This window comes from Sphingomonas sp. P4_G3, assembly GCF_056401105.1.
The window spans coordinates 443,690-469,648 of sequence record NZ_JBFUJZ010000004.1 but is presented as its reverse complement, the minus strand read 5'-3'; the positions used below and the strand labels follow the sequence as shown (position 1 = coordinate 469,648).

Here is a 25,959-nt window from a genome sequence, read left to right as displayed (position 1 = left end):
CGGTGGCGTACTGCGGCGTTCAACTCCCAAACCCGAGGAGAACATCATGCAGCTTCGTCACAATACCCTCGTCGTCGTCGCCGATGGGCGCAAGGCGCTGTTCCTGCGCAATGAGGGCGATGGAGTGCACCCAAATCTGGTGGTCGAACATGCCGAGGGCCGGATCAACCCGGCGGATCGCGACCAGAAAACCGACGCGCCGGGCAGCACCGCCAGCTCGGTCGGATCGGCGCGCAGTTCGATGCAGGAAGTCGATTTTCACCAGCAGGAAGAGGATCGCTTCGCCGCCGATGTCGGGGCGATGCTCAAGGAACGCGCGCTCGCCAACGAATTCGAATCACTGATCATTGCTGCGCCGCCGCACACGCTGGGCGAGTTGCGCAAACATTATCATGTCGAGGTCGCCAACAGATTGGCCGGCGAAGTCCCGAAGAACCTCACCGGCCATCCTATTCCCGAAATCGAGAAAGCGTTGAGCGCGGCTTAGGCCGCAACAGTTTCAGCCTTCTTCTTGGCCAGGCGCTTGCGCGCGACCATCGCGGCCGCGGCGCCACCGAAGAGCAGAATCATCGGCGGCGCGGGGACCGGGGCTGGTGTGCCGCCGGTCGACCCAGTCGAGGAGCCGTGGCCACCGGTCGAGCTCCAGCCGCCGTTCGACGACCAGCCGCCGTTCGAACTCCAGCCCCTGGACGACGAGCCGTAGCTCGACGACGAGGTCGACGAGGAGCCAGACGTGGAGGAAGAGCCCGAGCTGGCGGACGAGTTGGACGAGCTCGATCCGTTCGAGGATGAAGACGTCGAAGACGACGAGCCGTTAGAGGAACTCGAGGTCGACGAGGAGGACGAGACGTCACCCGAAGATGAGGTTGAGGACGACACGTCGCCCGACGACGACGAGGAGACGTTACCCGACGAGGTAGAGGAGGTGCTGCCCGACGAGAAGCCGCCGGTTGAGGAAGAGGTCGAGGACGAACCGCCCGAGCTGGACGAGGTCGACGAGATCGCAATCCCGCCGCTGCCACCGCCACCGCCACCAAAGCCGCCGGCGAAGAATCCGCCACCGCCGCCGCCCCAGCCTCCACCGCTTCCGCCAACGATCGGCACACCGCCGCTCGAGCCGGTGAAGGCAGGCGGCATCGGCAACGGAGCGCCACCGGCGACCGTCACGATCGCGGGTGGGCAGGTCGTCGTGGTCGTCACCACCTTGCGAACGCGCGATCGGGCGGCGCTCGCTACCCGGGCCCGCACGACATGTCGCTTGTACGTCTTGGCATAAACGGGACGAGCCTTGGCGCCGTCGGCCACTTTGACCGCACCGCCGCCGATAATGGCGCCCCCGCATGCGCAGGCGCATAGTTTAGCCATCGCCATCCGGACAGACATCGCGTCTACTTTCTCTCTAACCGTCGCTGACCCCACAGAGACGGTGGTGATTCTCGCAGTTACTTCGCTGCTAGTGCGATAGTGCAAAACAAAGAATTAAGCGCAATTCCGTTAACCAATTATAGTCGCCCGATTTGATCTTTATATCGATCGATGGAGGTGCAGTTATGGTTAACGTGTCATTGTGATACGGCCTGGGTTAACTTCTTCGCCCGATCCAGGGTCTCGACATGTGACCAAAGGGTGAAGGGGCGGTTCACGCCGTCGTCATCAACTCCCCATTATCGTGCCGCGGACGCGACGGGCTTTTTGTTTGTCGCCAATCGCTTGTGGAGCCGCTTCCACGCCGCTATAGGCCCGCTCGTCATTAGGGGTCCGACAGGCGCACGGGAACAGTGTTCCAAGGGCCAAACGGAGAGTGGGGATGGCAACGGCTTTGAATCGCATGGATGATTCCAGTTTCAGCGTACCGGCCAACGATGGCGACGGCTATCGGCCGAGCCCTGACGAACCTTTTATGAATCCGCGTCAGCAGGAATATTTCCGCGACAAGCTGCTGCGCTGGAAGGAAGCGATCCTCAAGGAAGCGGAAACGACGCTGTCGCAGCTTCAGGTCGAGCCGCTGCGCGAGGCGGATCTAACCGACCGCGCATCGAGCGAGACCGACTGGTCGATCGAATTGCGCACGCGCGATCGCCAGCGCAAGTTGATCTCCAAGATCGATGCCGCGCTGCGCCGGCTCGATGAAGGCGAATACGGCTATTGCGAAGTCACCGGCGAACCGATCTCGCTCGGCCGGCTCGAGGCGCGACCGATCGCGACGATGACCGTCGAGGCGCAGGAGCGTCACGAGCGCAACGAGAAAGTGTCGCGCGAGGACTGATCCGATCCGTTCTGGATCGGATTTTTCGTTGGGCCTGCGGTTTAACGCTTTCGATAATCTTTCGGCCTAAGCGTTCGCGGGCGGCATGGACGCGTTTTTGGCAGGCATATGGACCACGTTTCGCACGATCCCTTAACCGACGGCGGCGCCGAAGACGCGGTGGCACAGCGTAACGACGCGCGCGACAGTCTGTTGCTGGTGGCGCGGTTTCGCATCGAAGGCTCGACTGAAACCACGCAGGTGCGCGTCCGTAACCTGTCATCCGGCGGACTGATGGCCGACGTGCCCAAGCCGATCGATATCGGTACGATGGTCGAGATAGAGGTGCGCGGCGTCGGTTGGGTCAATGGCCGCATCGCCTGGATCGCGGCTGGCCGCGCCGGCGTGGCATTCGATCACCCGATCGATCCTCAGGCCGCGCGCAAGCCGGTCGTAGCCAACTCGGGTCCGGTCAAGGACAAGCCGATCAAGCCGCTATTCTGACGGGACGACCCGGGCGCATCGCACCCGGGCCCCGGTGCACGCGGGATCAGATCGCCGCGATTGCTTCCTTCACACGCAATTTCTGCTTCTTGAGATTCGCGAGGATGCGGGTGTCGGGCGCTGGGCGCTGGCTTTCGGCTGTGATCTGCCGGTCCAACACCAAATGCTTCGCCTCAAGAGCTGAAAGGTGCGAGTTCTGCATGGGAGCGACCTCCTTCATCAAGGTGGGTGGACCAATAGAACACGAGTCGCGCGATTTGTCGCCATCGATTTCACTTTCGATTCGACGCGGCGCATCGTTTTGGCGACAGATCGGTCTTCGAGGGCCCAAGGGACGCGGAGAGCGATGGACGAAGCGCAGATCCACAAACGGCTGGACGCCCTCAGGACCGAGCATCGCGACCTCGATTCGGCGATCGAGGCGTTGCGGGTATTGGGGTCGAGCGACCAGCTCCAGATTGCCCGGCTGAAGAAGCGCAAGCTGTTGTTGAAGGATGAGGTTACCGCGCTGGAGAACCAGTTGATTCCCGACATCATCGCGTGATCGAATCCGGCCCTGATCGAATTTGGGACGCGGTGGTCCTTTCGCCGCTTGCGGGAACCGTCGTTTGTGGCAATCGTGTTGCGCATGACAGGTGAAGTCACCGAACTGCGCATCCATCGCAAAATGATCGACTCGCTCTACGTCGAGGCGATGGTGCTGGCGGACGAGGCGCGCGGCTATTTCGACCAGGGCGCGCGCGTCGAGCGCGAGGCGCTGGATCCGCTCGGCCGCGTCACCTTCTCGTGCGAATCGCTCAAGGTGACGACGCGGCTGATGCACGTCATCGCCTGGCTGCTGACCCAGCGCGCGGTCGATTCGGGGGAATTGTCGCCACGCGACGCGCTCGATCCCGCACGGCGTCTTGGCGATGCGCCGATCACCGACCGCGGGGTGATCGAGCAGATGCCGGCCGATGCGCGCGCGTTGATCACCGCCAGCATCGATCTCCATCGTCGCGTCGCGCGTCTGGACGGCGCGCAGGCCGACTCGTTGCCCGCCGATAGCCCGGTGCAGTGGATGCAGGCCCGTCTGGCAATGGCGTTTTAGAAGGTCGTCATCGCCCGTCGCACTATGTGAGGGTTACAGCGCGGCAATGCGCGCCTTCGCTGCCTTATACTCTGCTTCAAGCCGATCGACGCGTGCGGCGACCGACTCGACCTTGTCGATCACGCCGATGCCCTGGCCCGATCCCCAGATGTCCTTCCAGGCCTTCGCYTCGCGATTGCCGCCGAAGTTCATCGTGCTGAGATCGCCCTCCGGCAGATTGTCGGGATTCATGCCCGCCGCGACGATCGAGCCGCGCAGATAATTGCCGTGCACGCCGGTGAACAGGTTCGAATAGACGATGTCCGCCGCCTTGCTCTCGACGATGCCCCGTTTGTAGGCCTCGACGGCATTGGCTTCGTCGGTCGCGATGAAAGGCGAGCCGATATAGGCGAGGTCGGCGCCCATCGCCTGGGCGGCAAGCACCGCGCCGCCGGTCGCGATCGCGCCCGACAGGACCAGCGGGCCATCGAACCATTGCCGGATTTCCTGGGTGATCGCGAAGGGCGACAGGCGTCCGGCATGGCCACCGGCGCCCGCCGCGACCGCGATCAGCCCGTCGGCGCCCTTTTCGATCGCCTTGCGCGCGAAACGGTCGTCGATAATGTCATGAAGCGTGATCCCGCCCCAAGCGTGCACGGCCTGATTGAGTTCCTCGCGCGCACCGAGCGAGGTGATGGTAATCGGCACTTGCCACTTCTCGCAAATCGCGAGGTCGCCCATCAGCCGGTCGTTCGACTTGTGGACGATCTGATTGACGGCGAAGGGGGCGGCGGGGCGATCGGGATTGTCGCGATTCCACGCCGCGAGTTCCTCGGTGATCCGATGCAGCCATTCGTCGAGCAGGGTCTGCGGCCGCGCGTTCAAGGCCGGAAAGGACCCGACGATTCCCGCTTTGCACTGGGCGATTACCAAATCGGGTCCGGAGATGATGAACAGCGGCGACCCGATCACGGGCAGGCGCAGGCGATCGAATATCGGCGTCCTCATGCCGGTTTCATAGCGCAACCGAAACCACAGTCCAGCAGCCCGGACAAATTTTCGAATTGACGGTACGGAATGGGCGAATCGGGCCGAATCGATCCATTTGCCATTCGCACGCACCGCGTTATGGCCAAACAATACACCATATCACCAAGGTCCAAGAATCGCATGAAGATCGCCGTCACTGCCGTGCTGCTGCTCGCCACCGTCTCCACGCCGGCGCTCGCCGCAGCGCGGCTGCCGACCGACGTCCTGCCGGTGTCCTACGACATCAAAGTCGATCCCGACGCGCAGAAGATGACCTTCACCGGCACCGAGACGGTCAACGTCACGGTGAAGAAGGCGACCAGCACGATCATCCTCAATGCCGCCGACATGACGATCAGCCGCGCGACGATCGACGGCAAGGCGGTGCCATTCAAGCTCGACAACGATGCGCAGCAATTGACCCTGACGCTCCCGGCGCCGGCCAAGCTCGGCAACCATGTCATTACCTTCGCCTGGATCGGCAAGATCAACGAATCGGCCGCCGGCTTCTTCGCGATCGATTACACCAATGACGACGGGTCGAAGGCGCGGATGCTCGCGACCCAGTTCGAGGCGCCCGATGCGCGCCGTTTCGCACCGATGTGGGACGAGCCCAGCTTCAAGGCCAAGTTCAAGCTGTCGGCGGTGGCGCCCAAGGGGCAGCTCGCTTTCTCCAACATGCCCGCCACCATGACCAACCGTCCCGACGGCACCCAACTCTATAGCTTCCGGCAGAGCCCGATCATGTCGAGCTACCTCCTGTTCCTCGGCATGGGGGACATGGAGCGCAAGACCGTGATGGCCGGCAAGACCGAGATCGGCGTCATCACGCGCAAGGGCGTCAAGGATCAGGGCGATTACGCGCTCGCCTCGGCCAAGCGGCTGCTGACCTATTATAACGACTATTTCGGCCAGCCTTATCCGCTGCCCAAGCTTGACATGATCGCTGGTCCGGGCTCGTCGCAATTCTTCGGTGCGATGGAGAATTGGGGCGCGATCTTCTATTTCGAGCCGGAGCTCCTGTTCGACCCGAAGCGCGCGACCGAGAGCGACAAGCAGCGCATCTTCGCCGTGGTCGCGCATGAAATGGCGCACCAATGGTTCGGCGACCTCGTCACGATGAGCTGGTGGGACGATCTGTGGCTCAACGAGGGCTTCGCCTCGTGGATGGAGAACAAGACCTCGGGTGATCTCAATCCCGACTGGTTCGCCCGCGAATCGGCGGTAGCGTTCGACCGCGAAGGCGCAATCGGGACTGACGCGACCAGCGCGACGCACCCGATCATCCGCCATGTCGAAACCGTCGATCAGATTGGCGAAGCGTTCGACGGCATCACCTATCAAAAGGGCCAGGCGGTCATAACGATGATCGAGTCGGTGCTGGGTCCGGACAAGTTCCGGGACGGCATCCGCCGCTACATGGCGAAATACAAATACGGCAACACCTCGACCGATATGTTGTGGGACGAGCTGGAAGCGGCGTCGGGCGTCAAGATCAAGGATAGTGCGCACGATTTCACCTTGCAGGGCGGCGTGCCGATGGTGACGCTCGCGTCGAGCAAGTGCGTCAACGGCCAGACTGTCGCGGCGCTGGCGCAGGGGCGGTTCGGGCTCGACGATGCCTCCAAGGCGGCGACGACCTGGCGTGTGCCGTTGCGGGTCGGGACGGTCGGCGGCGAGCCGGTACGGGCGATCGCCACCGGTGCGTCGACCAACGTCACCATGCCGGGCTGCGGCCCGGTGGTACTCAACGTCGGCAAGGGCAGCTATTTGCGCGCGCGCTATGCGGGCGACGCCCATGCGGCGCTGGTAGCTGACTACGCCAAGCTGGCGCTCGCCGATCGGCTGGGAACGTTGGGCGACGATTTCGCGCTGGCGCGATCGGGCGATCAGGATTTCTCGGCCTGGGCGGCGACGTTTGCCGCGGTGCCGCACGATGCCAGCCCGCTCGAATGGTCGCTGCTCTCGGCCGAGCTGGGTTCGCTGTCCGGCCTCTATGAAGGCAGTCCGCTCCGCGATCAGGTCAACGCGCTGACGATCAGGCGGCTCGATCCCGTGCTCGCGTCGATCGGTTTTGAGGCCAAGGCCGGCGAGTCGCCGCTGGTAACCAATTTGCGCGAGGATCTGGTCGGGCGCCTGGGGGCGGCCGGCGATCCGGACGTGCTGAGTCGGGCCCGCGCCTATTTCGCCAAACTCCGCACCGATAGCTCGGCGATCCCGCCGGCGATCCGCGCGCCGATCCTCGCCACCTTCGCCCGCAATGCGACGCCGGCCGATTGGGACGCGCTGCTCGCGCTGACCAAAGCGGAGACGAATCCAGTCGTGAAGAACGAATATGTCCGCCTGCTCGGGGCGACGCGTGATCCTGCGCTGGCGCAGAAGGCGCTCGACCTACTCAAGACCGACGTGCTGACCGCGCAGCAAAAGCCGGTGATCCTGGGCGCAGTGGCGGGCGGGAATCCCGATTTGGCGTTCGACTATGCCGTCGCCAACGCCGACATGGTCAACGGCTTCCTCGAAGCGAGCACGCGCGCTGGCTATATCGTCCGCCTGGGAGCGGGGTCGAACGATCCGGCGATGCCGGGCAAGATCACCGCTTATGCCGAGAAGAACCTGCCGGCGGCATCGCGCGGTGGCGCCAAGCGCGCGCTGGCGACGATCGCCGTGCGCAAGGCTGCGGCGGATCGGCTGCGAGCGGGGGTGATGGCCTGGGCGGCGAAGGGGAACTGAGGGGCTAATCTAAGCCACGATCATCATGCCGGGCTTGTCCCGGCATCCAACGCGCAACGGCGGCTGGATTCCGTTGTGGAGGGTTGGCGTTCGAGCGAGATCCTGTCCCCCGGACACGATCTTGGCTTGCCGGGGGCAAGCCAAAACTCGAACGGGCACAAGGCGGGGGTGACGATTGGGACTCCGGAGTCTGGTGCGGATCAGTCGATCCGCTTCAGCCCTTTCGCGAAACGATGTGCATTGGCGATGTAATGCTCCGCCGACGCCTTCAGGAACGCGCGCTTGCCGGGGTCGAGCGTCTTGGTCGCGCGCGCCGGCGAGCCGACGATCAGGCTGCCTGTCTCGAACGTCTTGCCCTCGGTGATCAAGGCGTTGGCGCCAATCACAGATTCGTCGCCGATCACCGCCTGGTTGAGGACTGTCGCTCCCATGCCGACCAGGACTCGATTGCCGACGGTGCAGCCGTGCAGAATCGCGTGATGGCCGATCGTGCAATCCTCACCGATCGTCAGCGGCACGCCATAATCGGAATGCAGCATCGTCCCATCCTGGACGTTGGTACCGCTGCCGACGGTGATCAGGGAGGTGTCGCCGCGGATCACTGTGCCGAACCACACGCCGACATTGTCGCCCAGCACGACCTCGCCGATGACATGCGCGTCGGGGGCGATCCACACGCCGCTGCCGATGACCGGGACTTTCCCGTCGAGTTCGTAGATGGGCACCTGGTTCTCCTCGCGAGGCGACTAAGATCAGAAGATGCCGGAGCGCAAGGCCGCGGAGAATTGCGCGACGGCATCGCCCAGCGGGTGCTGTCCCGCCCAACGCCGCAACGATGCGGCGGCGTCGATCGCGGCCATGATCGCATGGCCGGCAATCTCCGGATCGACCGCGCGAACCGATCCGTCGGCGACGCCGTCGGCGATAGTGCCGGCGATGTGCCGCGTGACGCGGTCGGTCCGCTGCAACATCTGTTCGCGCAGGTCGATCGGCAACGCTTGGTAGGCGCTGGTGCGCAGCAACGGACTGTCGGCGGCGAATTGCAGCGCGACAAGGCTCGACACCATGATCGCCAGCCGCTCGCCTTCGTCGCTGCCGGACGCGTCGGCGCGCGCCTGGGCCGCATCGAGCAACGCATAGCTGCGGTCGAAACAGGCGACGACCAGATCGTCCTTGTTCTCCAGGTGATGATAGAAGCTGCCGGTCGACACGCCGAGCTCGGCGGCGATCTTTTCGACGCTCGCGCCGACATAGCCTTCGCGATTGATCAAATTGGTGGCGGCATGGAGGAAGCGCGTCTGCGCGTCACCGCCGTCCGGCGGATCGAGCGGGGCGATGTCGACCGGCCAGTCGCGGGCGGCAGCAAGACCGCGATCGAGGATGTCGAACAACCGCGCCTCGGCCCGATCGAGGTCGCGTTCGAGATAATGCGGCAGCCAGGCCGGCAGCCAATGCACATTGTGGATCAGGATCGAGCTGGCAATGAGCGTGCGCGATTCCGCCTCGGGCGCTTCGCCGGCGTCGAAAAAGCCACGCACCAGCCGCGCCATCTCGGTGTAGAGCGCATCGAGCGGCGCGCGCGTGTCGGGGTCGAGCGCACGCATATCGGACAGCAGCGCCAGTTTCGTCGCGCCCGGCAGCCGTTGGCGAAGATGCAGTTCGAACTGGTCGTGCAGGAAAGCGCGGGCGCGCGAGCGGGGATCGGGCCCGTGCGCGGCCGTCGCCGCGCTGTCGCGCAGGCGAAGCAAGGTGCGCTCCAGACAGGCCGCCGCCAGCACGTCCTTGCGTTTGAAATAATAGGTCACGCTCGACGTATCGAGCCCGAGTGCCTTGGCGACCGCGGTCAGCGTCATGCCACGCGTGCCGTGTACATTGATGAGGTTCGAGGCGACGTCGAGAATCTCGCCGCGGCGCCGCGCGAAGCGTGGCGTCTGGCGGGCGGGGTCGACGGTCATGGCGCCACTATACTGGCTAGCCCAAGCGAGACAAATCGTCGCTGAAGAGCGGTCTCTGCTTGAGATGCGGAAGTTTCGATCAGCCGGCCACGGCCGTCGCACGCAACGCGTCTGTCACCTGGGCGAGCAACTCCTTGCGGCAGATCAGCAGATCGGGGACCCAGGTCTCGGCGCAATTATAGACGAAGGGTGATCCGTCGAGCCGCGTCGCGTGCAGGCCGGCGGCGAGGGCAACCGCGACCGGCGCCGCATTGTCCCATTCATGCTGCCCGCCGGAATGAAGGTAGATATCGGCGAGGCCGCGGACGACCGCCATCGCCTTGGCGCCGGCCGATCCCATCGGCACCAATTCGGCGCCGATCGCTTCGGCGACTGCGATCGCCTCGGGCGCCGGGCGCGTGCGGCTGACTACCATGCGCGGCGGGTCGTTGAGCGGCTGCAGGGCAGGGGGAGCGTCCGAGCGCAGCACCAGACCGGCGTCGGGCAGCGCGACCGCGCCCAGCTCGGGCCGTCCATCGATGCAGAGGGCGACATGGACCGCCCAATCGTCGCGTTCCTCGCCATATTCGCGCGTGCCGTCGACCGGATCGATGATCCAGGTCCGCGACTTCGCCAGGCGGCTGCCGTCGCATTTGCGCTCTTCCGACAACAGGCCGTCGTCGGGCCGCTCGGTGCCGATGGCGTGGCACAGTAATTCATTGGCGGCGGCGTCGCCAACCTTGCCCAGTTCCTTGGCATCCCAGGTGCGTGAGGCGCGGACTTCCTGCAGCAATTTGCCTGCCGCCGCGGCAATCTCCGCCGCGAAATCGGCGTCGGCCTGGGTCCAGCTCACAGGTCGGGGCTCCACACGCCCATGATATGCTCGACGATGCGCTCGGCCGCCGCTTCGGGCGTTTCGCGCGTCGTGTCGACCCGGATATCGGGCCGCTCGGGGCGTTCATAGGGACTCGAAATGCCGGTGAAGTTGCGGATCTCGCCCGAGCGCGCCTTCTTGTAGAGCCCCTTGACGTCGCGCGCTTCGGCGACCTCGATCGGTGTGTCGACGAATATCTCGACGAAATCGCCTTCGGGCAGCATCGCGCGTACGATATCGCGCTCGGCGCGGAACGGCGAGATGAAGGCGGTCAGGACGATCAGCCCGGCATCGGTCATCAATTTGGCCACCTCGCCGACCCGGCGGATATTCTCGATGCGGTCGGCATCGGTGAAGCCCAGATCCTTGTTGAGCCCGTGGCGGACATTGTCGCCGTCGAGCAGATAGGAGTGGCGTCCGAGCGCGTAGAGCTTCTTCTCGACCAGATTGGCAATGGTCGACTTGCCCGAACCCGACAGGCCGGTGAACCACAGCACCTTGGGCTCTTGACCCTTCTGCTGCGCGTGCGCGGCGCGGCCGATGTCGATCGACTGCCAATGGACGTCGCGCGCGCGACGCAACGCGAAGTGCAGCATACCCGCGGCAATGGTGGCGTTGGTCAGCTTGTCGATCAGGATGAACCCGCCGAGATCGCGGCTGTCGGCATAGGGCTCGAACACCAACGGCTTGTCGGTGACCAGATTGGCGACGCCGATCGCGTTGAGATCGAGCGTCTTGGTCGCGATCTGCTCGAGCGTGTTGACGTTGACCTGATATTTCGGCTGGTGGATCTGCGCGCTGACGGTCTGCGTGCCGAGCTTGAGCCAATAACCGCGCCCGGGGAGCAGTTCCTCGTCGGCCATCCACACGATCGTCGCTTCGAACTGGTCGGCCGCTTGGGGCGGGGAATCGGCTGCGGCGATCACGTCACCGCGCGAGCAATCGATCTCGTCAGCCAGCGTCAGGGTGACCGACTGGCCAGCGACCGCGACGTCGAGATCACCATCCAAGGTCACGATGCGCTCGACCCGGGTGGTCTTCCCCGAGGGCAGGATGCGCACAGCGTCGCCCGGCGCGATCGTCCCTTCGGAGATCAATCCGGCAAAGCCGCGGAAATCGAGATTGGGACGGTTGACCCATTGCACCGCCATGCGGAACGGTTTGGCGCGGTCGGTCTCGCTGTCGAGTTCGACCGTCTCGAGATACTCGATCAGCGTCGGGCCGACATACCAGGGCGTGTTGCCCGACAAAGCGGTGACGTTATCGCCCTTGAACCCCGAAATCGGGATTGGGGTGAAGTGCTCGATACCGATGCTGGTCGCGAAGTCGGCATAGTCGGCGACGATCGCATCGTACGTTGCCTGATCGTAGCCCACCAAATCCATCTTGTTCACCGCCAGCACGATGTGGCGGATGCCGATCAAATGGGCGAGGTACGAATGACGCCGCGTCTGGGTGAGGACGCCCTTGCGCGCGTCGATCAGGATCACCGCGAGGTCGGCGGTCGACGCGCCGGTGACCATGTTGCGGGTATATTGCTCGTGGCCCGGCGTATCGGCGACGATGAACTTGCGTTTTTCGGTCGCGAAGAAGCGATAGGCGACGTCGATCGTGATGCCCTGTTCGCGCTCGGCGGCAAGCCCGTCGACGAGGAGGGCGAAATCGATCTCCTGCCCCTGCGTGCCGACCCGCTTGCTATCGGCCTCGAGCTGGGCGAGCTGATCGTCGAAGATCATCCGGCTGTCGTAGAGCAGCCGTCCGATCAGCGTGGACTTGCCGTCATCGACCGAGCCACAGGTAATGAAGCGCAGCAGCGTCTTGCGCTGATGCTGTGCGAGATAGGAGTCGATGTCCTCGGCGATGAGCGCGTCAGGGCGGTAGGTTGGGGTGGTCATGACGGATCACCGTCATCCCGGCGGAGGCCGGGATCGCCGGCGGCAGGCGGGAGGGCGCGATCGCCAGCGGCCCCGGCCTTCGCCGGGGCGACGATCTTGGATAGCTCCCGCCGCATCAGAAATACCCCTCCTGCTTCTTCTTCTCCATCCCCGCGCCGCCGGAATCCTTGTCGATCGCGCGGCCCTGGCGTTCCGACGTGGTGGTCAGCAGCATCTCCTGGATGATCTGCGGCAAGGTCGCCGCATCGCTCTCGACCGCGCCGGTCAGCGGGTAGCAGCCGAGCGTGCGGAAGCGGATCGAGCGTTCGACCGGCACTTCGCCGGGATTGAGGCGAAAGCGGTCGTCATCGACCATCAGGATCAGCCCATCGCGCTCGACCGTCGGACGCGGCGCCGAGAAATAGAGCGGAACGATCTCGATCCCCTCGAGATGGATGTACTGCCAGATGTCGAGCTCGGTCCAGTTCGACAGCGGGAAGACGCGGATGCTTTCGCCCTTGGCCTTGTGCGCATTATAGAGGTGCCAGAGCTCGGGACGCTGATTCTTGGGATCCCAGCGATGCGAGGCGGAGCGAAACGAGAAGACGCGCTCCTTGGCGCGGCTCTTCTCCTCGTCGCGCCGCGCGCCGCCGAATGCCGCGTCGAAACCATATTTGTCGAGCGCCTGCTTCAGCCCCTCGGTCTTCCAAAGATCGGTGTGGAGCGCGCCATGGTCGAACGGGTTGATCCCGCGTGCCATCGCATCGGGATTGTGATGGACGAGCAATTCCATCCCGGCCTCGCGCGCGGCACGATCGCGCAGCGCGTACATGTCGCGGAACTTCCAGGTCGTATCGACATGGAGCAGCGGGAAGGGCGGCGGCGCGGGGTAAAAGGCCTTGCGCGCCAGATGCAGCATGACCGCGCTGTCCTTGCCAACCGAATAGAGCATCACCGGACGCTCGGCTTCGGCCACCACTTCGCGCAGGATATGGATGCTCTCCGCTTCCAACCGCTGCAGGTGTGTGAGCGCCGCGGGTTCGATCGTCTCGGAAGTCTGGGCCAACGGCCGGGTCGCCATGCTTTACCTTTCGGGGCGCAGCCTAGCCAGCTGCGCCGGAAATGCACCAATTTCGAGAGCGCTACATAGGGATAGTGCGCCGCAGGCATAACTGCGCTTTCTTTAGCGCCGGAAAGGGTCGGTTGAGTCCGGGCGTATCCAATGCGGACCTCCTTTGTGGCTTCGTGTCTTCGTGCGAGTTGAAATCAGGCCGACGGTGCGAGCCCGACGGGATAATTGGCTCGCACAAAGACACGAAGGCGCAAAGAAGAGAAAAGTTTGGTTGGCGCGCAGGTCGATTGAGCTTCGCGTAGCGAAACTCCTTGATCAGTTGACCCTGGCGAAGGTGATCGACCGGTGATCCGGGTCAGCGACGGTTAGCTTCACGCGGATCGTGTCGCCGGGTTCGACGCCGTGCGCGTCGACTCGTGCGACGACCGGTAGGTCGCTCAACTGGATGCGCGCGCCGCGATCGTCGAGGTCGGTTACGACCGCGCCGAAAATCTCGCCGACATGGTCCTTCAGCATTACTGCTTCGCCCAGATCGATCACGGCGCGATCGATCTGACCGCCGGTGGCGTCGGCATGGGCCATCACGCTGGGCAGCTTCTCGAAGGCCTGGACGACGACGCCCGGCACGGGCTGGCCGTTGGCGATCGCCAGCGTCGCGCGCACGACATAGCGATCGGCTAGCCGGCGCAGCGGCGCGGTCGCCTGAGCATAGGTCGCCGCCATCGGCGCGTGCCACGGTACGACCCCATCGCGATAGGGCTGGTACGAGGCGCCGCCGCCCGCGCGCCGGATCGCCAGCATGAACGCGGCCTGGCGCGGGTCGTTGGGGTCGAGGCCCTTTTCGTAATCCTCGAGCGCGACGGTGGCGGGCCAGTCGAGCTTGAGCGCACGGGCGGTGTTGCGCAGGCGGAGGATCGCGCGCTCGTCCGGCGCGGGCATGACGCGAAACAGGCCGGTATGGTGCGCCTGGAGCGCATTGGCGATCGCCAGATTGGTCGCCAGCGACATGGCGGCGTTGCGGTCCTCGGCTTCCAGCCGCGGGCGGAAATGGAGTTCGAACGTGCCGTCGGCTTGCTCGGACACTTCCTGTTCCGGCGGATCGACGCGCGAGGCGCCGCGCGCATCCTCGGCGGCGGTGATACGGCGCGCGAGTTCGGCGAAATCGGGCGGCAAGTCGCTGTCGCGGACGCTGTCATAAGCGAGCTTGGCCCGGCTGCGGATCAGCGCGCGTTCGGCGCCATCGAGCTTGACCGACCCATCGGACGCGACGCGCACCGTGAAGATGATCGCGGGGCGGGGCCCGTCGGGGAGCAGGCTGGCGGCGCCTTCGGCCAGCACCGGCGGATAAAGGCCCGCTTTGCCGTCGGGCAGATAGAGCGTCGTGCCGCGTGCCCATGCTTCAAGATCGATCGCGTCGCCATCGCCAACGAACCAGGCGACGTCGGCGATCGCATAGCGGAGCAACAGATCGCTGCCGGCCGCTTCGATCGCGAACGCCTGATCGAGATCGGTCGAGGTCGCCGGGTCGAGCGTGACGAAGGGCACGGTCGTGCGATCGACATGCTCGGTCGGCATGCGTTTCGCGGCCGCTTCGGCGGCGGCGAGCACAGTCGGGGGGAAAGCGGCGGGAACCTTGAACTGGCTGCGGACCGTAGCGAGTCCCTGCGCGAGCGCATTGGACGGATCGACGAGCGTCTTCATCGCCGGTCGGTATAGCGGGCGATCAAGGCGGGGAAAGCCCTGGCGCAGCAGCGGAGCGCGAGTGAGGCAGGGGCTGCGAGATCCCGGCGCCGGTTGACACCCGCCGTCGCGAGGTAAATCGATACGGCGTGAATCTCAGGTTACTCGAATATTTCGTGGCGGTCGCACGCGAACGGCATTTCGCCCGGGCAGCGGCGGCGTGCAACGTGTCGCAGCCGACCTTGTCGGCCGGCATCGCCGCCTTGGAGGAACAGCTCGGGCGACGGCTGATCCAGCGCGATCGGCGCTTTACCGGGTTGACCGACGAAGGACGCGCGGCGCTGCCCTGGGCGCAACAGGCCATCGCGATGATCGAAGGACTGGAGCATGCCGCTGAACTGGCACACGGGCCGCTGACCGGCACATTGCGCCTCGGCGTCATCCCCGCGGCGATGCCGGTGGTCGGGCAATTCGCGCGCGCGCTCGCGGCAGCACATGCGGATCTGGTGCTGAGCGTGCGATCGCTGACCTCGCGCGAAATCGAGCGCGGGCTCGCCGCATTCGAGCTCGATGCGGGGATCACCTATCTCGATCACGAGCCGCCGACCTCGGTGCTGGCGGCGCCGCTCTATGCGGAAAGGGCGATGTTCCTGTGTCACCGCGATGCGCTCGCCGATTGCGCGGGGATCGGCTGGAGCGCGGCGCTTTCCTTCCCGCTCTGCCTGCTTCACGAAGGCATGCAGAACCGGCGCATCCTCGACGATCATCTTTCGCGTAAAGGACTGGCCGTGCGGCCGGCGGCGACTGCCGACAGCTATGTCGCCTTGCTGGCAATGGTCGAGGCGGGGCCGTTCGCGACGATCGTTCCTGATACTTATGCCGAAATCATCCCTAGTGGCGGCTGGGCCAGGATCGTTCCGTTCGATGATCCGCTTCCGCCGAGCCGCATCGGCCTGATCGTGCTCGATCGCGCGCCGATTGGTCCGCTGGCGAGCGCCGCGCTTGCTACTGCCCGATCGCTAGCGGCGCTGCTGTGATAGAGACTTTCTATCGAAATCAAGGATTGTCGATTTGACTTGGCGCCGGCTCGGGCTCCTAATCTCTGGGTGAGTGCAGCACGGAATGACAGGTCGATCGCCAGCGATGCGACCCATGCGAACGATTACGCCGCAGCCGTTGCGCGCCTGGTCGAGGATTTCGGCAGCGAACAGAGCGCGCTGCTGCCGATGCTGCACGCGCTGCAGGAGGAATTCGGCTATATCGACGACCTGATGGTGCCGGCGATCGCATCGGCGCTTAACATCAGTCGCGCCGATGTACACGGCGTGGTGACCTTCTACCACGATTTCCGCCGCCAGCCCGCTGGCCGGCACCGGGTACGGCTGTGCCGCGCCGAGAGTTGCCAGGCGCGCGGTGCCGCGGCGATCGAGCGTATTGCGACCGACCGGTTGGGCCTGCGGATGGGCGAGACCAGCGCAGATGGGCAGGTGACGCTCGATGCCGTCTATTGCCTGGGGCTTTGTGCGACCGGCCCCAATGCGATGATCGACGGCGTCCCGGTGTCGCGGATCGATCCCGCGACGCTCGATCGCCTGCTCGGGGAATTGACGCGATGACGCGCGTCTATGTCAGCAAGGACATGGCGGCGGTCGCGCTCGGCGCCGATGCTGTGGCTGAGGCTCTTTCTGCCGCCGGCGCTCAGGTCGTGCGGACGGGTAGCCGCGGGCTATTTCGGCTGGAGCCGCTGGTCGAGGTGGATACGCCGGAAGGCAGGGTCGGGTTCGGCCCGGTCGCGGCCGCCGATGCCACCCTGGTGCTCGACGGCAGCCATCCCGCGCGGCTTGGCGACGTATCCGCTATGCCATTCTTCGCGCGGCAGCAAAGGTTCACCTTCGCCCGCTGCGGCGTGATCGATCCGTTGAGCCTGGACGCCTATGAAGCGCATGGCGGCTGGCGCGGACTGGCGGCCGCGCGCGCTTTGCCTCCGCAAGCCGCTGTCGACGCGGTCAAGGCGAGCGGGCTGCGCGGGCGCGGCGGTGCCGGTTTTCCCACCGGGACCAAATGGCAGACCGTCCACGACGCGCCGGGCCCGCTCAAATATGTCGTGTGCAATGCCGACGAGGGTGACAGCGGCACTTTCGCCGACCGCATGCTGATGGAGGGCGATCCGTTCTGCCTGATCGAAGGGATGGCGATCGCCGGCCATGCGGTCGGAGCCGAGCGCGGCTACATCTATATCCGGTCCGAATATCCGTTCGCTATCCGCACGATGCGCGAGGCGATCGCGCGCGCGGCACCGATTGTCGCGCCGTTCGCGCTGGAAGTCAGGGTCGGGGCCGGCGCCTATGTCTGTGGCGAGGAGACCGCCTTGCTCGACTCGATCGAGGGCAAAAGAGGTGAGGTGCGGGCCAAGCCACCCTTGCCGGCCATCGCCGGGCTGTTCGGCCGCCCGACGGTGATCAATAATGTGCTGAGCCTGGCGGCGGTGCCGTTCATCCTGAGCGAAGGTGGCGAGGCCTATGCCGCGATCGGGTTTGGCCGGTCGCGCGGCACCATGCCGGTGCAGCTTGCCGGCAATGTCAGGAATGGCGGGCTGTTCGAAGTGGGTTTCGGCATTACGCTCGGCGAACTGGTCATGGATATCGGTGGCGGCACAGACAGCGGCCGCCCGGTCAAGGCGGTCCAGGTCGGCGGCCCGCTCGGCGCCTATTTCCCGCCGTCGATGTTCGATCTGCCGTTCGACTATGAAGCGTTCGCCGCGGCCGGCGGGCTGATCGGCCATGCCGGCATCACGGTGTTCGACGACACCGTCGACATGGCGCATATGGCGCGCTTCGCCATGGAATTCTGCGCGCATGAGAGCTGCGGCAAATGCACGCCGTGCCGGATCGGATCGACGCGCGGAGTAGAGCTGATCGATCGCCTCATCGCCGGCGAACGCCGCGCGGCCGACGCGGTCGAGCGGCTTCCCCAGATGCGCAATGTTGTCGGTGGTGCGCGGCCTCCCGAGCAGGAGATCGAGCTGCTGCGCGATTTGTGCGATACGATGAAGTTCGGATCCCTCTGCGCGCTTGGCGGGTTTACGCCTTATCCGGTGCTGAGCGCGCTCGACCATTTCCCGCAGGATTTCGGTGCCAGCGCGCCGATGACCTCAGCGGCGGCGGAGTAACGACCATGGCATGGATCGGCGAGCAGGATCTCGGCACCAAGGCGGTTTCGGCGGCGACGTCGGCGATGGTGATGCTCAGGATCGACGGACAGGACGTGGCGGTGCCCGAGGGAACGTCGATCATGCGCGCGGCGGCTTTGGTCGGCACCGATATCCCCAAATTGTGCGCGACCGACACGCTCGAGGCGTTCGGATCGTGCAGGCTCTGCCTGGTCGAGATCGATGGCCGCAACGGCTACCCCGCATCCTGCACCACGCCGGTCGCCGACGGTATGGTCGTGCGGACGCAGACCGATCGGTTGGCCAAGCTGCGCCGCGGAGTGATGGAGCTCTACATCTCCGACCATCCGCTCGATTGCCTGACCTGCTCGGCCAACGGCGATTGCGAATTGCAGGACCAGGCCGGCGCGGTCGGCTTACGCGACGTCCGTTACGGCTATGAGGGGCGCAACCACCTCGTTGCCGAGAAGGATGAGAGCAATCCGTATTTCACCTTCGATCCCGCCAAATGCATCGTCTGCTCGCGCTGCGTGCGCGCTTGCGACGAGATTCAGGGGACGTTCGCGCTGACGATCGAGGGCAGCGGCTTCGCCTCTAAGGTCGTTGCCAGCCAGAACGACAGCTTTCTGGAGTCGGACTGCGTGTCGTGCGGCGCCTGCGTGCAGGCTTGTCCGACCTCCGCGCTGATCGAGAAATCGGTGATTGCCCAGGGAACGCCCGACAAGGCGGTCATCACGACCTGCGCCTATTGCGGGGTCGGCTGCACGTTCCGGGCGGAAATGCGCGGCGAGCAGCTGGTCCGCATGGTGCCATGGAAGGACGGCAAGGCCAATCGCGGGCATAGCTGCGTCAAGGGGCGGTTCGCCTGGGGCTATGCCAATCACCGCGACCGGATTTTGAAGCCGATGATCCGCGCGTCGGTCGAGGATCCGTGGCGCGAAGTATCCTGGGATGAAGCGATCACCCATACCGCCGGCGAATTCCGCCGCATCCAGGCCAAATACGGCAAGGACAGCGTCGGCGGCATCACCTCCAGCCGCTGCACCAATGAAGAGACGTTCCTGGTCCAGAAGCTGATCCGCCAGGGGTTCGGCAACAACAATGTCGATACCTGCGCGCGGGTCTGCCACTCTCCGACCGGCTATGGCCTCAAGACGACGTTCGGCACGTCGGCCGGAACGCAGGATTTCGACAGCGTCGCGCATGCCGACGTTATCATGGTGATCGGCGCCAATCCGACCGACGGCCATCCGGTGTTCGCCAGCCGGATGAAGCAGCGGTTGCGCGAAGGCGCGAAGTTGATCGTGATCGACCCGCGGCGTACCGACATCGTCCGCACGCCGCATGTCGCCGCGACGCATCACTTGCCGTTGCGTCCCGGCACCAACGTCGCGGTGCTCACCGCAATCGCGCATGTGGTCGTGACCGAGGGGCTCGCCGATGAGGCGTTTGTCCGCGAGCGGTGCGATTGGAGCGAGTTCGAAGATTGGGCAGCGTTCGTCGCGCAGCCCCAGCGCTCGCCCGAGACGACCGAGGCGCTGACCGGCGTACCCGCGGCCGACCTGCGCGCCGCCGCACGTTTGTTCGCGACCGGCGGTAATGGCGCGATCTATTATGGTCTGGGAGTCACCGAGCATAGCCAGGGGTCGTCGACCGTCATGGCGATCGCCAATCTGGCGATGGCGACCGGCAATATCGGCCGCGAGGGCGTCGGCGTGAACCCGCTGCGTGGCCAGAACAATGTCCAGGGCGCGTGCGACATGGGCAGTTTTCCGCACGAATATTCGGGCTATCGCCACGTTTCCGACCCCGCGACACGGGCGATGTTCGAACAAGCCTGGGGTGTCACGCTCGACGCCGAGCCGGGCCTGCGCATCCCCAACATGCTCGATGCCGCGACCGACGGAACGTTCAAGGCGCTGTTCATCCAGGGCGAGGACATCCTGCAATCGGACCCGAACACGCATCATGTCGCGGCAGGGCTCGCCGCGATGGAATGCGTCGTGGTGCAGGACCTGTTCCTCAACGAAACCGCCAATTACGCGCACGTCTTCCTGCCCGGATCGACCTTTCTCGAAAAGGACGGCACCTTCACCAATGCCGAACGCCGAATCCAGCGCGTGCGCAAGGTGATGGAACCGCTCAACGGCTATGGCGATTGGGAAATCGTCCAGCTCGTGGCGAATGCGATCGGGCTCGATTGGAGCTATAGTCATCCGTCCGAGATTATGGATGAGGTCGCCGCGTTGACGCCGACCTTCGCCACGGTGAGCTATGACGCGCTTGACCGGCTGGGATCGATGCAATGGCCCGCGACCGAGGCCGCGCCCGAAGGTACCCCGACCATGCACATCGACCAATTCGTGCGCGGCAAGGGGCATTTCGTCGTCACCGATTATATCCCGACCGACGAGAAGACCGGGCCGCGTTTCCCGCTGCTGCTGACGACCGGCCGCATCCTCAGCCAGTATAATGTCGGCGCCCAGACGCGCCGGACCGAGAATATTGCCTGGCATCCCGAGGACCGGCTCGAAATCCATCCGCACGACGCCGAGAATCGTGGCATCCGCGACGGCGACTGGGTCAGTCTGCGCAGCAGGGCGGGAGAGACGACGTTGCGCGCCTTGATCACCGAACGCGTCGCGCCGGGTGTGGTCTATACGACCTTCCACCATCCCGCGACCCAGGCCAACGTCATCACGACCGACTATTCGGACTGGGCGACCAATTGCCCGGAATATAAGGTCACCGCGGTTCAGGTCGCGATATCGAATGGGCCGAGCGATTGGCAGCAGGCCTATCAAGCGCAAACCGAGCGCTCGCGCCGCGTCCTTCCCGAACCGGCCGAGTGAGGCGCGGGCGATGTCGACCATCGACCACCTCGTCTACATGGCCAACCAGATCGCGCGCGAACTCGGCAGCCAATGCCCCGGCCGCCCGGTGGCGGCGACGCGAGATCATCTCCGCCAATTCTGGGATCCCCGGATGCGCCAGGCGATTGTCGCGTATCTTGACGGTGGCGGCGAGTATCTGAGCGATACCGCACGGGACGCGGTTGCGCTGCTCCGTGAGACTGCGGAACGGGTCGATTGACCGGGACATTGCCCGATCGTTCCCGGACCGCCGGCGTCTCCGCGAGACGCTTTCAACGCCACGCCGCCGACGGCCGGGGCGTCGACGAGATCGAGCGGGCCGTGGCGGTCGAGCGGCCGCTGGCGCTCGAGTTCAACGGCATCGGCTATGCCGTAATGATGGCGACGCCGCTCGACATCGAGGATTTTGTCGTCGGGTTCGCCCTGAGCGAGCGGTTGATCGACCATGCCGGTCAGATCGAGGCGATCGACGTGCATGCCACGCCCAGCGGCGACGTGGTCCGCGCGTCGCTCGCGCCGTCGCGCGCCGAGGCACTGGTCGAACGGGCGCGGCATCGCGTGTCGGAATCGTCCTGCGGACTTTGCGGCATCGAAAATCTCGACCAGGCGATCCGGCCGCTGCCCAGGGTCGAAACGGTTTCGCGCGCCGCACCCGACCAGATATTCGCGGCACTCGCCGGGTTGCGCGCGCGCCAACCACTCAACGAGCAGACTGGCGCGGTCCATGCCGCCGCCTTGTGCGACGCAAGCGGCGCCGTCGTCGAGGTCCGCGAGGATGTCGGCCGCCACAATGCCTTCGACAAGCTGATCGGCGCGATGGCGCGATCCGACCGAACCTGGGATGGCGGATTCGCCTTGTTGTCGTCGCGCTGCTCCTATGAGCTGGTCGAAAAAGCGGTGCTCGCGCAATGTCCGATGCTGGTGACGATTTCGGCGCCGACCGATCTCGCCATGGCGCGCGCGGCCAATGCCGGGCTCAGGCTCGTCGTTCTCGCGCGCAGCGACGCGCTGCTCGAGCAGGCACCGTGACCCGACTGCTCGGCGTTGTCCTTGCGGGCGGGCAGGCGCGCCGGTTCGGCGGCGACAAGGCGCTCGCGACGCTCGCCGGGATCGCCTTGCTCGACCATGCAGCCCGGGCGTTGCGGCCGGTTACCGAGGACATCGCCGTGGTCGGGCGCGACAGTCCGACCTATGTCTCGATAGCCGACTGGCCGGCGCCTGGGCTCGGCCCGCTCGGCGGGTTGTGCGGCGCATTGCGTCATGCGCGGGATCGCCAATTCGATGCCATCCTCACGCTTCCCTGCGACACGCCGTCGCTTCCCGCCGGGCTGCTCGGCGATCTCGCCGGGCGCGGCGTGGCGAGCTTCGTCGCCAACACGCCCGTGATAGGATTATGGCCTTGCGCGTTGGCCGACAGGCTCAGCGACTATCTCGAGCACGGCGGGAACCGGGCGGTCAGAGCCTGGGCGGAGGAGATCGGCGCCGCGGCGCTCGATGGCTGGCCGCCTATCCCTAACGTCAATCGGCCCGACGACCTGGCGGCGCTGCGTGCTATGTCGGAGCCATGAATCGCATCGATTTTTCGGCAGCGCTCGCGTGTATCGAGGACGTCGCCCCGCGCCTGCCGGTCGAACCCGTGGCGATTGGCGCGGCGCTCGGTCGGATCATCGGCGCGGATGTCGTGGCGCAAGCCGATTATCCGCGGTTCGATTGCTCGGCGATGGACGGGTTCGCGGTCGTGGCCGCCGATGTCGCCAATGCATCGCCTGAGCGGCCGGTTCGCCTGGATCTGGTCGGGGAAAGCCGGGCCGGTGCGGCGGCGACTTTGGTCTCGGCGTCGGGCGCCTGCGCGATTAGCACTGGGGCGCCGATCGTCCCGCCATTCGACGCTGTGGTCGCCAAGGAACGTGTCTCGCGCGCGAGAACGGCCGTCCTGCTGACAGAGCCCGTCGGCCTCGGGCGGAATATCCGGCGCCGGGGCGAAGACGCGCGGCAAGGCGATGTCGTCGCCACTCGCGGCCAGTTGGTTACGCCTGAAGTGATCGGCGCATTATGCTGTTATGGCGTGCCCGAGGTCGACGCGATCCGGCTGCCGCGCGTGGTCGTGCTGACGACCGGCGATGAATTGCGGCGGGCGAGCGGGACCAGCGACCATTTCGTCCACGATTCGAACGGACCGATGATCGCCGCGATGATGCAACAAGCCGGCCTTGCGCCGCAGCTCGTCACGCCGGCACGCGACGATCCCGAGGCAATGGCGACGAGCATCGAGCAGGCCATGGCCACAGCACCCGATCTGATCATCTCAACGGGCGGGATATCGGTTGGCGATCATGACCAGGTACCGGCCGCGCTCCAGGCGCTGGGCGCGACGATCCACTTTCGCGGCGTGGCGATGCGTCCTGGTAAGCCGGTGCTCTTCGCCACCTTGCCCAATGGCTGCCTGTATTTCGGATTGCCGGGAAATCCGGTCGCCGCGGCGGTAGGTGCTCGCTTCTTCGTGATCGCCGCGATTCGCGCCATGCTGGGTCTGGGGCACGAGCGCGGAGGTGCCGTCGCGATGGAGGTTCCCGGCGGGGCGGACACTGTCGGTACCCGGATCCTCAAGGCGCGATGGCACCCCGGCCCGACGCCGGCCGTCACTCTCGCGGCCGACCAGCGCTCGCACACCATGCGGCCCTTGTTGGATTGCAACAGCTGGGTCGTGCGCTCGTCGGGTCCGAACGGCGATCCTGTCTGGACCTGTTTCGCGATGACGCCGAGTTTCGCAGACGATCAGGGAGCCGGCTGCGGCCAGTAAGCTGCCAGCCCGAAACTCCGGGCCCGGTGCCCTTACTCGTGTATCCGTCGCAACAACTCGATCAGCATCGCCGTCTCGCCCGGCGTGAACCGGTTCTTGAGCCATTGCTCGTGCTCCAGGATGCACGCGCGCGCCGCGATCAGGCCGTCATGGCCGGCATCGGTCAGCTTCAGCGTCTGGCGGCGGCGATCGTCGGGAGAGGGGCCACGCACCACGAAGCCGCGTTTCTGCAGGCGGTTGATGATCGCCATCACCGTCGCGCGGTCCATCTGTAGCCGCCGGCCGATATCCGCCTGGGCGATGCCCGGATGATCGTCGATCAGCCATAGCACTGAGACCTGTTTCTGGGTCAGGTCCAGGTCGTTGAACGTCTCGCTGAAATGGCGGTACACCGCGCCATAGGCAAGGCGGATGTGAAACCCGACGATCTGATCGAGACCGCCGATCTCCCCATCGTCGGACGCGGGGGCGCTTTTGGCGGGAAACGATCTCAGCATTGCGCCAGCCTGCCCCCCGGGGGTGTTCAGGTCAACCATCACGGATTGAAAATAATGTTTGCGTTGCATACAATGCCGCGCAGATAACAAAGAGAGGATCGGCCGTGACGCATTTCCCCGACACGCCGTCGTTCACCGGCTTCAATACGCCGTCGCGGATCGAGGCGGATATTGCCGATCTCGACGTGAAAGGCGCGGTTCCGGTCGAGCTCGACGGCGCCTTCTATCGCGTCCAGCCCGACCCCCAATTCGCGCCGCGACTGGGCGACGACATCGCCTTCAACGGCGACGGCATGATCACGATGTTCCGCTTCCATGGCGGCCGCGTCGATTTCCGCCAGCGCTGGGCCAAGACCGACAAATGGCAGTTGGAGCATGGGGCCGGCCATGCCTTGTTCGGCGCCTATCGCAACCCCCTGACCGACGACGAGAGCGTGAAGGGCCGGATCCGCGGCACCGCCAATACCAACGCCTTCGTCTATGGCGGCAAGCTCTACGCGCTGAAGGAAGACAGCCCGGCGCTGGTGATGGACCCGGCGACGCTCGAGACCGAGGGCTATACCTGGTTCAACGGCGCGATGACGGGGCAGACCTTCACCGCGCATCCCAAGGTCGATCCGGCAACTGGCGACATGATCGCGTTCGGCTATGCCGCCAAGGGCGTGCTGACGCGCGACATGACCTATTATGTCGTGTCGCCCGATGGCGAGCTGAAGCAGGAATTGTGGTTCGAGCTGCCTTATTACGCGATGATGCACGATTTCGCGATCACGCCCGATTACGCGCTGTTCCACGTCGTGCCCTCGACCTCTAACTGGGAGCGGCTCGAAAAGGGCCTGCCGCATTTCGGCTTCGACACGACCTTGCCAGTCTATCTCGGCGTATTGCCGCGGCGGGCGGACGCGACGGCGGAGGACATACGCTGGTTCAAGCGCGACAATTGCTTCGCCAGCCATGTCATGAACGCGTTCCAGGACGGGACCAGGATCCATTTCGATACGCCAGAAGCGAAGAACAACATGTTTCCGTTCTTCCCCGACATCCATGGCGCGCCGTTCAATCCGATGGAAGCGGCGAGCTTCCTGACGCGCTGGACGGTCGATATGGCGTCCAATTCCGACACGTTCGAAAGCTTCGAGCGGCTGACCGGGATGATGGGCGAATTTCCCCGCATCGACGAACGCCGCACCGGACTGCCCTATCGCTATGGCTGGATGCTGGTGATCGATCCGACCAAACCGGTCGAGCTCAAGGGCGGCAGCGCCGGGGGCATGATCATGAACACGCTCGGCCTGGTCGATCACGAGACCGGGCGCGAACAGAAATATTGGTGCGGCCCGGTCTCGTCGCTGCAGGAGCCCTGCTTCATCCCGCGCGGGCCCGATGCCGCAGAAGGCGATGGCTGGATCGTCCAGGTCTGCAACCGGCTCGAAGAGCATCGTTCGGACCTGTTGCTGTTCGACGCGCTCGACATCGAAAAGGGGCCGATCGCCGAAGTGCGCATCCCGATCCGGCTGCGCTTCGGGCTGCACGGCAATTGGGCGACCGCCGAGGAGATCGGGCTGGCCGAGGCGGCCTAAGCCGTAAAGCATCCCAGGGTTCCCGCAGA

At 65.2% G+C, this 25,959-nt stretch carries 26 protein-coding genes; 17 read left to right on the top strand and 9 right to left on the bottom strand.

The genetic code is table 11. From position 1 onward, the window contains the following. The first annotated feature begins 46 nt into the window (after positions 1-46). The 5 genes from AC1DQQ_RS14055 (at position 47) to AC1DQQ_RS14035 (ending at position 2,749) form a co-directional block, all read left to right on the top strand. The gene (locus AC1DQQ_RS14055; protein WP_478045510.1) at positions 47-487 is read left to right on the top strand and encodes a host attachment family protein; all 441 of its coding nucleotides are present in this window, start codon (positions 47-49) and stop codon (positions 485-487) included. Between the two features lie 24 nt (positions 488-511). Next, entirely contained in the window at positions 512-703 is a 192-nt protein-coding gene (locus AC1DQQ_RS14050; protein WP_478045509.1) for a hypothetical protein, read from the top strand. A 30-nt stretch (positions 704-733) separates the two neighbouring features. Further along, on the top strand, positions 734-1,276 hold the full coding sequence (locus AC1DQQ_RS14045) for a hypothetical protein (RefSeq protein ID WP_478030386.1): 543 nt from the start codon (positions 734-736) through the stop codon (positions 1,274-1,276). 531 nt (positions 1,277-1,807) lie between these two features. Beyond that, a complete protein-coding gene (dksA, locus tag AC1DQQ_RS14040) occupies positions 1,808-2,266 on the top strand; it encodes an RNA polymerase-binding protein DksA (protein WP_478030385.1) in 459 nt (152 codons plus the stop codon). A gap of 108 nt (positions 2,267-2,374) precedes the next feature. Further along, positions 2,375-2,749, top strand: coding sequence for a PilZ domain-containing protein (locus AC1DQQ_RS14035; RefSeq protein ID WP_478030384.1), 375 nt, complete (start codon positions 2,375-2,377; stop codon positions 2,747-2,749). A 46-nt stretch (positions 2,750-2,795) separates the two neighbouring features. On the opposite strand, the gene AC1DQQ_RS14030 is transcribed toward AC1DQQ_RS14035, so the two are convergent. Further along, complete coding sequence (locus tag AC1DQQ_RS14030; protein WP_478030382.1) at positions 2,796-2,951, bottom strand: YdcH family protein; 156 nt, start codon at positions 2,949-2,951, stop codon at positions 2,796-2,798. Between the two features lie 144 nt (positions 2,952-3,095). Between AC1DQQ_RS14030 and AC1DQQ_RS14025 the strand changes: the two genes are divergently transcribed. Further along, positions 3,096-3,293: a YdcH family protein gene (locus AC1DQQ_RS14025; RefSeq protein ID WP_066811480.1), complete on the top strand. Its 198-nt coding sequence runs from the start codon at positions 3,096-3,098 to the stop codon at positions 3,291-3,293. A gap of 84 nt (positions 3,294-3,377) precedes the next feature. Next, entirely contained in the window at positions 3,378-3,839 is a 462-nt protein-coding gene (locus AC1DQQ_RS14020; protein WP_478030381.1) for a DUF1465 family protein, read from the top strand. Positions 3,840-3,872: 33 nt separating this feature from the next. Here AC1DQQ_RS14020 and AC1DQQ_RS14015 read toward each other — a convergent pair whose 3' ends face one another. Beyond that, positions 3,873-4,826 carry an NAD(P)H-dependent flavin oxidoreductase gene (locus tag AC1DQQ_RS14015; RefSeq protein ID WP_478045508.1) on the bottom strand — a complete coding sequence of 318 codons (954 nt, stop codon included), beginning with the start codon at positions 4,824-4,826 and terminating at the stop codon, positions 3,873-3,875. A 162-nt stretch (positions 4,827-4,988) separates the two neighbouring features. Here AC1DQQ_RS14015 and AC1DQQ_RS14010 point away from each other — a divergent pair, with 162 nt between their 5' ends. After that, the gene (locus AC1DQQ_RS14010; protein ID WP_478045507.1) at positions 4,989-7,577 is read left to right on the top strand and encodes a M1 family metallopeptidase; all 2,589 of its coding nucleotides are present in this window, start codon (positions 4,989-4,991) and stop codon (positions 7,575-7,577) included. A 200-nt stretch (positions 7,578-7,777) separates the two neighbouring features. Here AC1DQQ_RS14010 and AC1DQQ_RS14005 read toward each other — a convergent pair whose 3' ends face one another. The 6 genes from AC1DQQ_RS14005 to AC1DQQ_RS13980 all read right to left on the bottom strand — a co-directional run bounded on the left by AC1DQQ_RS14005 (position 7,778) and on the right by AC1DQQ_RS13980 (position 15,032). Further along, positions 7,778-8,302 carry a gamma carbonic anhydrase family protein gene (locus AC1DQQ_RS14005; protein ID WP_478030376.1) on the bottom strand — a complete coding sequence of 175 codons (525 nt, stop codon included), beginning with the start codon at positions 8,300-8,302 and terminating at the stop codon, positions 7,778-7,780. Between the two features lie 27 nt (positions 8,303-8,329). After that, on the bottom strand, positions 8,330-9,532 hold the full coding sequence (locus tag AC1DQQ_RS14000; protein WP_478045506.1) for a TetR/AcrR family transcriptional regulator: 1,203 nt from the start codon (positions 9,530-9,532) through the stop codon (positions 8,330-8,332). A 79-nt stretch (positions 9,533-9,611) separates the two neighbouring features. After that, a complete protein-coding gene (locus AC1DQQ_RS13995; RefSeq protein WP_478030372.1) occupies positions 9,612-10,364 on the bottom strand; it encodes a 3'(2'),5'-bisphosphate nucleotidase CysQ in 753 nt (250 codons plus the stop codon). After that, positions 10,361-12,280 carry a sulfate adenylyltransferase subunit CysN gene (gene cysN, locus AC1DQQ_RS13990; RefSeq protein ID WP_478041041.1) on the bottom strand — a complete coding sequence of 640 codons (1,920 nt, stop codon included), beginning with the start codon at positions 12,278-12,280 and terminating at the stop codon, positions 10,361-10,363. Before cysN ends, AC1DQQ_RS13995 begins: the two co-directional genes overlap by 4 nt. Positions 12,281-12,395: 115 nt before the next feature. Then, a complete protein-coding gene (gene cysD, locus AC1DQQ_RS13985) occupies positions 12,396-13,340 on the bottom strand; it encodes a sulfate adenylyltransferase subunit CysD (RefSeq protein WP_478045505.1) in 945 nt (314 codons plus the stop codon). A gap of 306 nt (positions 13,341-13,646) precedes the next feature. Beyond that, entirely contained in the window at positions 13,647-15,032 is a 1,386-nt protein-coding gene (locus AC1DQQ_RS13980) for an RNB domain-containing ribonuclease (RefSeq protein ID WP_478045504.1), read from the bottom strand. A gap of 128 nt (positions 15,033-15,160) precedes the next feature. Between AC1DQQ_RS13980 and AC1DQQ_RS13975 the strand changes: the two genes are divergently transcribed. The 8 genes from AC1DQQ_RS13975 (at position 15,161) to AC1DQQ_RS13940 (ending at position 23,853) form a co-directional block, all read left to right on the top strand. Beyond that, complete coding sequence (locus AC1DQQ_RS13975) at positions 15,161-16,048, top strand: LysR family transcriptional regulator (RefSeq protein WP_478041038.1); 888 nt, start codon at positions 15,161-15,163, stop codon at positions 16,046-16,048. Positions 16,049-16,144: 96 nt separating this feature from the next. After that, on the top strand, positions 16,145-16,627 hold the full coding sequence (locus AC1DQQ_RS13970) for a formate dehydrogenase subunit gamma (protein ID WP_478045542.1): 483 nt from the start codon (positions 16,145-16,147) through the stop codon (positions 16,625-16,627). Beyond that, on the top strand, positions 16,624-18,180 hold the full coding sequence (locus AC1DQQ_RS13965) for an NADH-ubiquinone oxidoreductase-F iron-sulfur binding region domain-containing protein (RefSeq protein ID WP_478045503.1): 1,557 nt from the start codon (positions 16,624-16,626) through the stop codon (positions 18,178-18,180). The genes AC1DQQ_RS13970 and AC1DQQ_RS13965 overlap by 4 nt, the downstream gene beginning before the upstream one ends. 5 nt (positions 18,181-18,185) lie before the next feature. Next, entirely contained in the window at positions 18,186-21,032 is a 2,847-nt protein-coding gene (gene fdhF, locus AC1DQQ_RS13960; protein WP_478045502.1) for a formate dehydrogenase subunit alpha, read from the top strand. 10 nt (positions 21,033-21,042) lie between these two features. After that, positions 21,043-21,273, top strand: coding sequence for a formate dehydrogenase subunit delta (locus tag AC1DQQ_RS13955; RefSeq protein ID WP_478045501.1), 231 nt, complete (start codon positions 21,043-21,045; stop codon positions 21,271-21,273). A gap of 8 nt (positions 21,274-21,281) precedes the next feature. After that, entirely contained in the window at positions 21,282-22,082 is an 801-nt protein-coding gene (fdhD, locus tag AC1DQQ_RS13950; RefSeq protein ID WP_478045500.1) for a formate dehydrogenase accessory sulfurtransferase FdhD, read from the top strand. Beyond that, a complete protein-coding gene (mobA, locus tag AC1DQQ_RS13945) occupies positions 22,079-22,621 on the top strand; it encodes a molybdenum cofactor guanylyltransferase (protein ID WP_478041033.1) in 543 nt (180 codons plus the stop codon). Before fdhD ends, mobA begins: the two co-directional genes overlap by 4 nt. Further along, complete coding sequence (locus AC1DQQ_RS13940) at positions 22,618-23,853, top strand: molybdopterin molybdotransferase MoeA (protein ID WP_478045499.1); 1,236 nt, start codon at positions 22,618-22,620, stop codon at positions 23,851-23,853. The genes mobA and AC1DQQ_RS13940 overlap by 4 nt, the downstream gene beginning before the upstream one ends. A gap of 32 nt (positions 23,854-23,885) precedes the next feature. Here the strand turns inward: AC1DQQ_RS13940 and AC1DQQ_RS13935 are convergent, their stop codons facing one another. Next, the gene (locus AC1DQQ_RS13935; protein ID WP_478041031.1) at positions 23,886-24,350 is read right to left on the bottom strand and encodes a MarR family winged helix-turn-helix transcriptional regulator; all 465 of its coding nucleotides are present in this window, start codon (positions 24,348-24,350) and stop codon (positions 23,886-23,888) included. Between the two features lie 104 nt (positions 24,351-24,454). On the opposite strand from AC1DQQ_RS13935, the gene AC1DQQ_RS13930 reads away from it, so the two are divergent. Continuing rightward, positions 24,455-25,930 (top strand): carotenoid oxygenase family protein, encoded by a 1,476-nt coding sequence (locus AC1DQQ_RS13930; RefSeq protein WP_478045498.1) that lies wholly within the window; start codon positions 24,455-24,457, stop codon positions 25,928-25,930. The last annotated feature ends 29 nt before the right edge of the window (positions 25,931-25,959 follow it).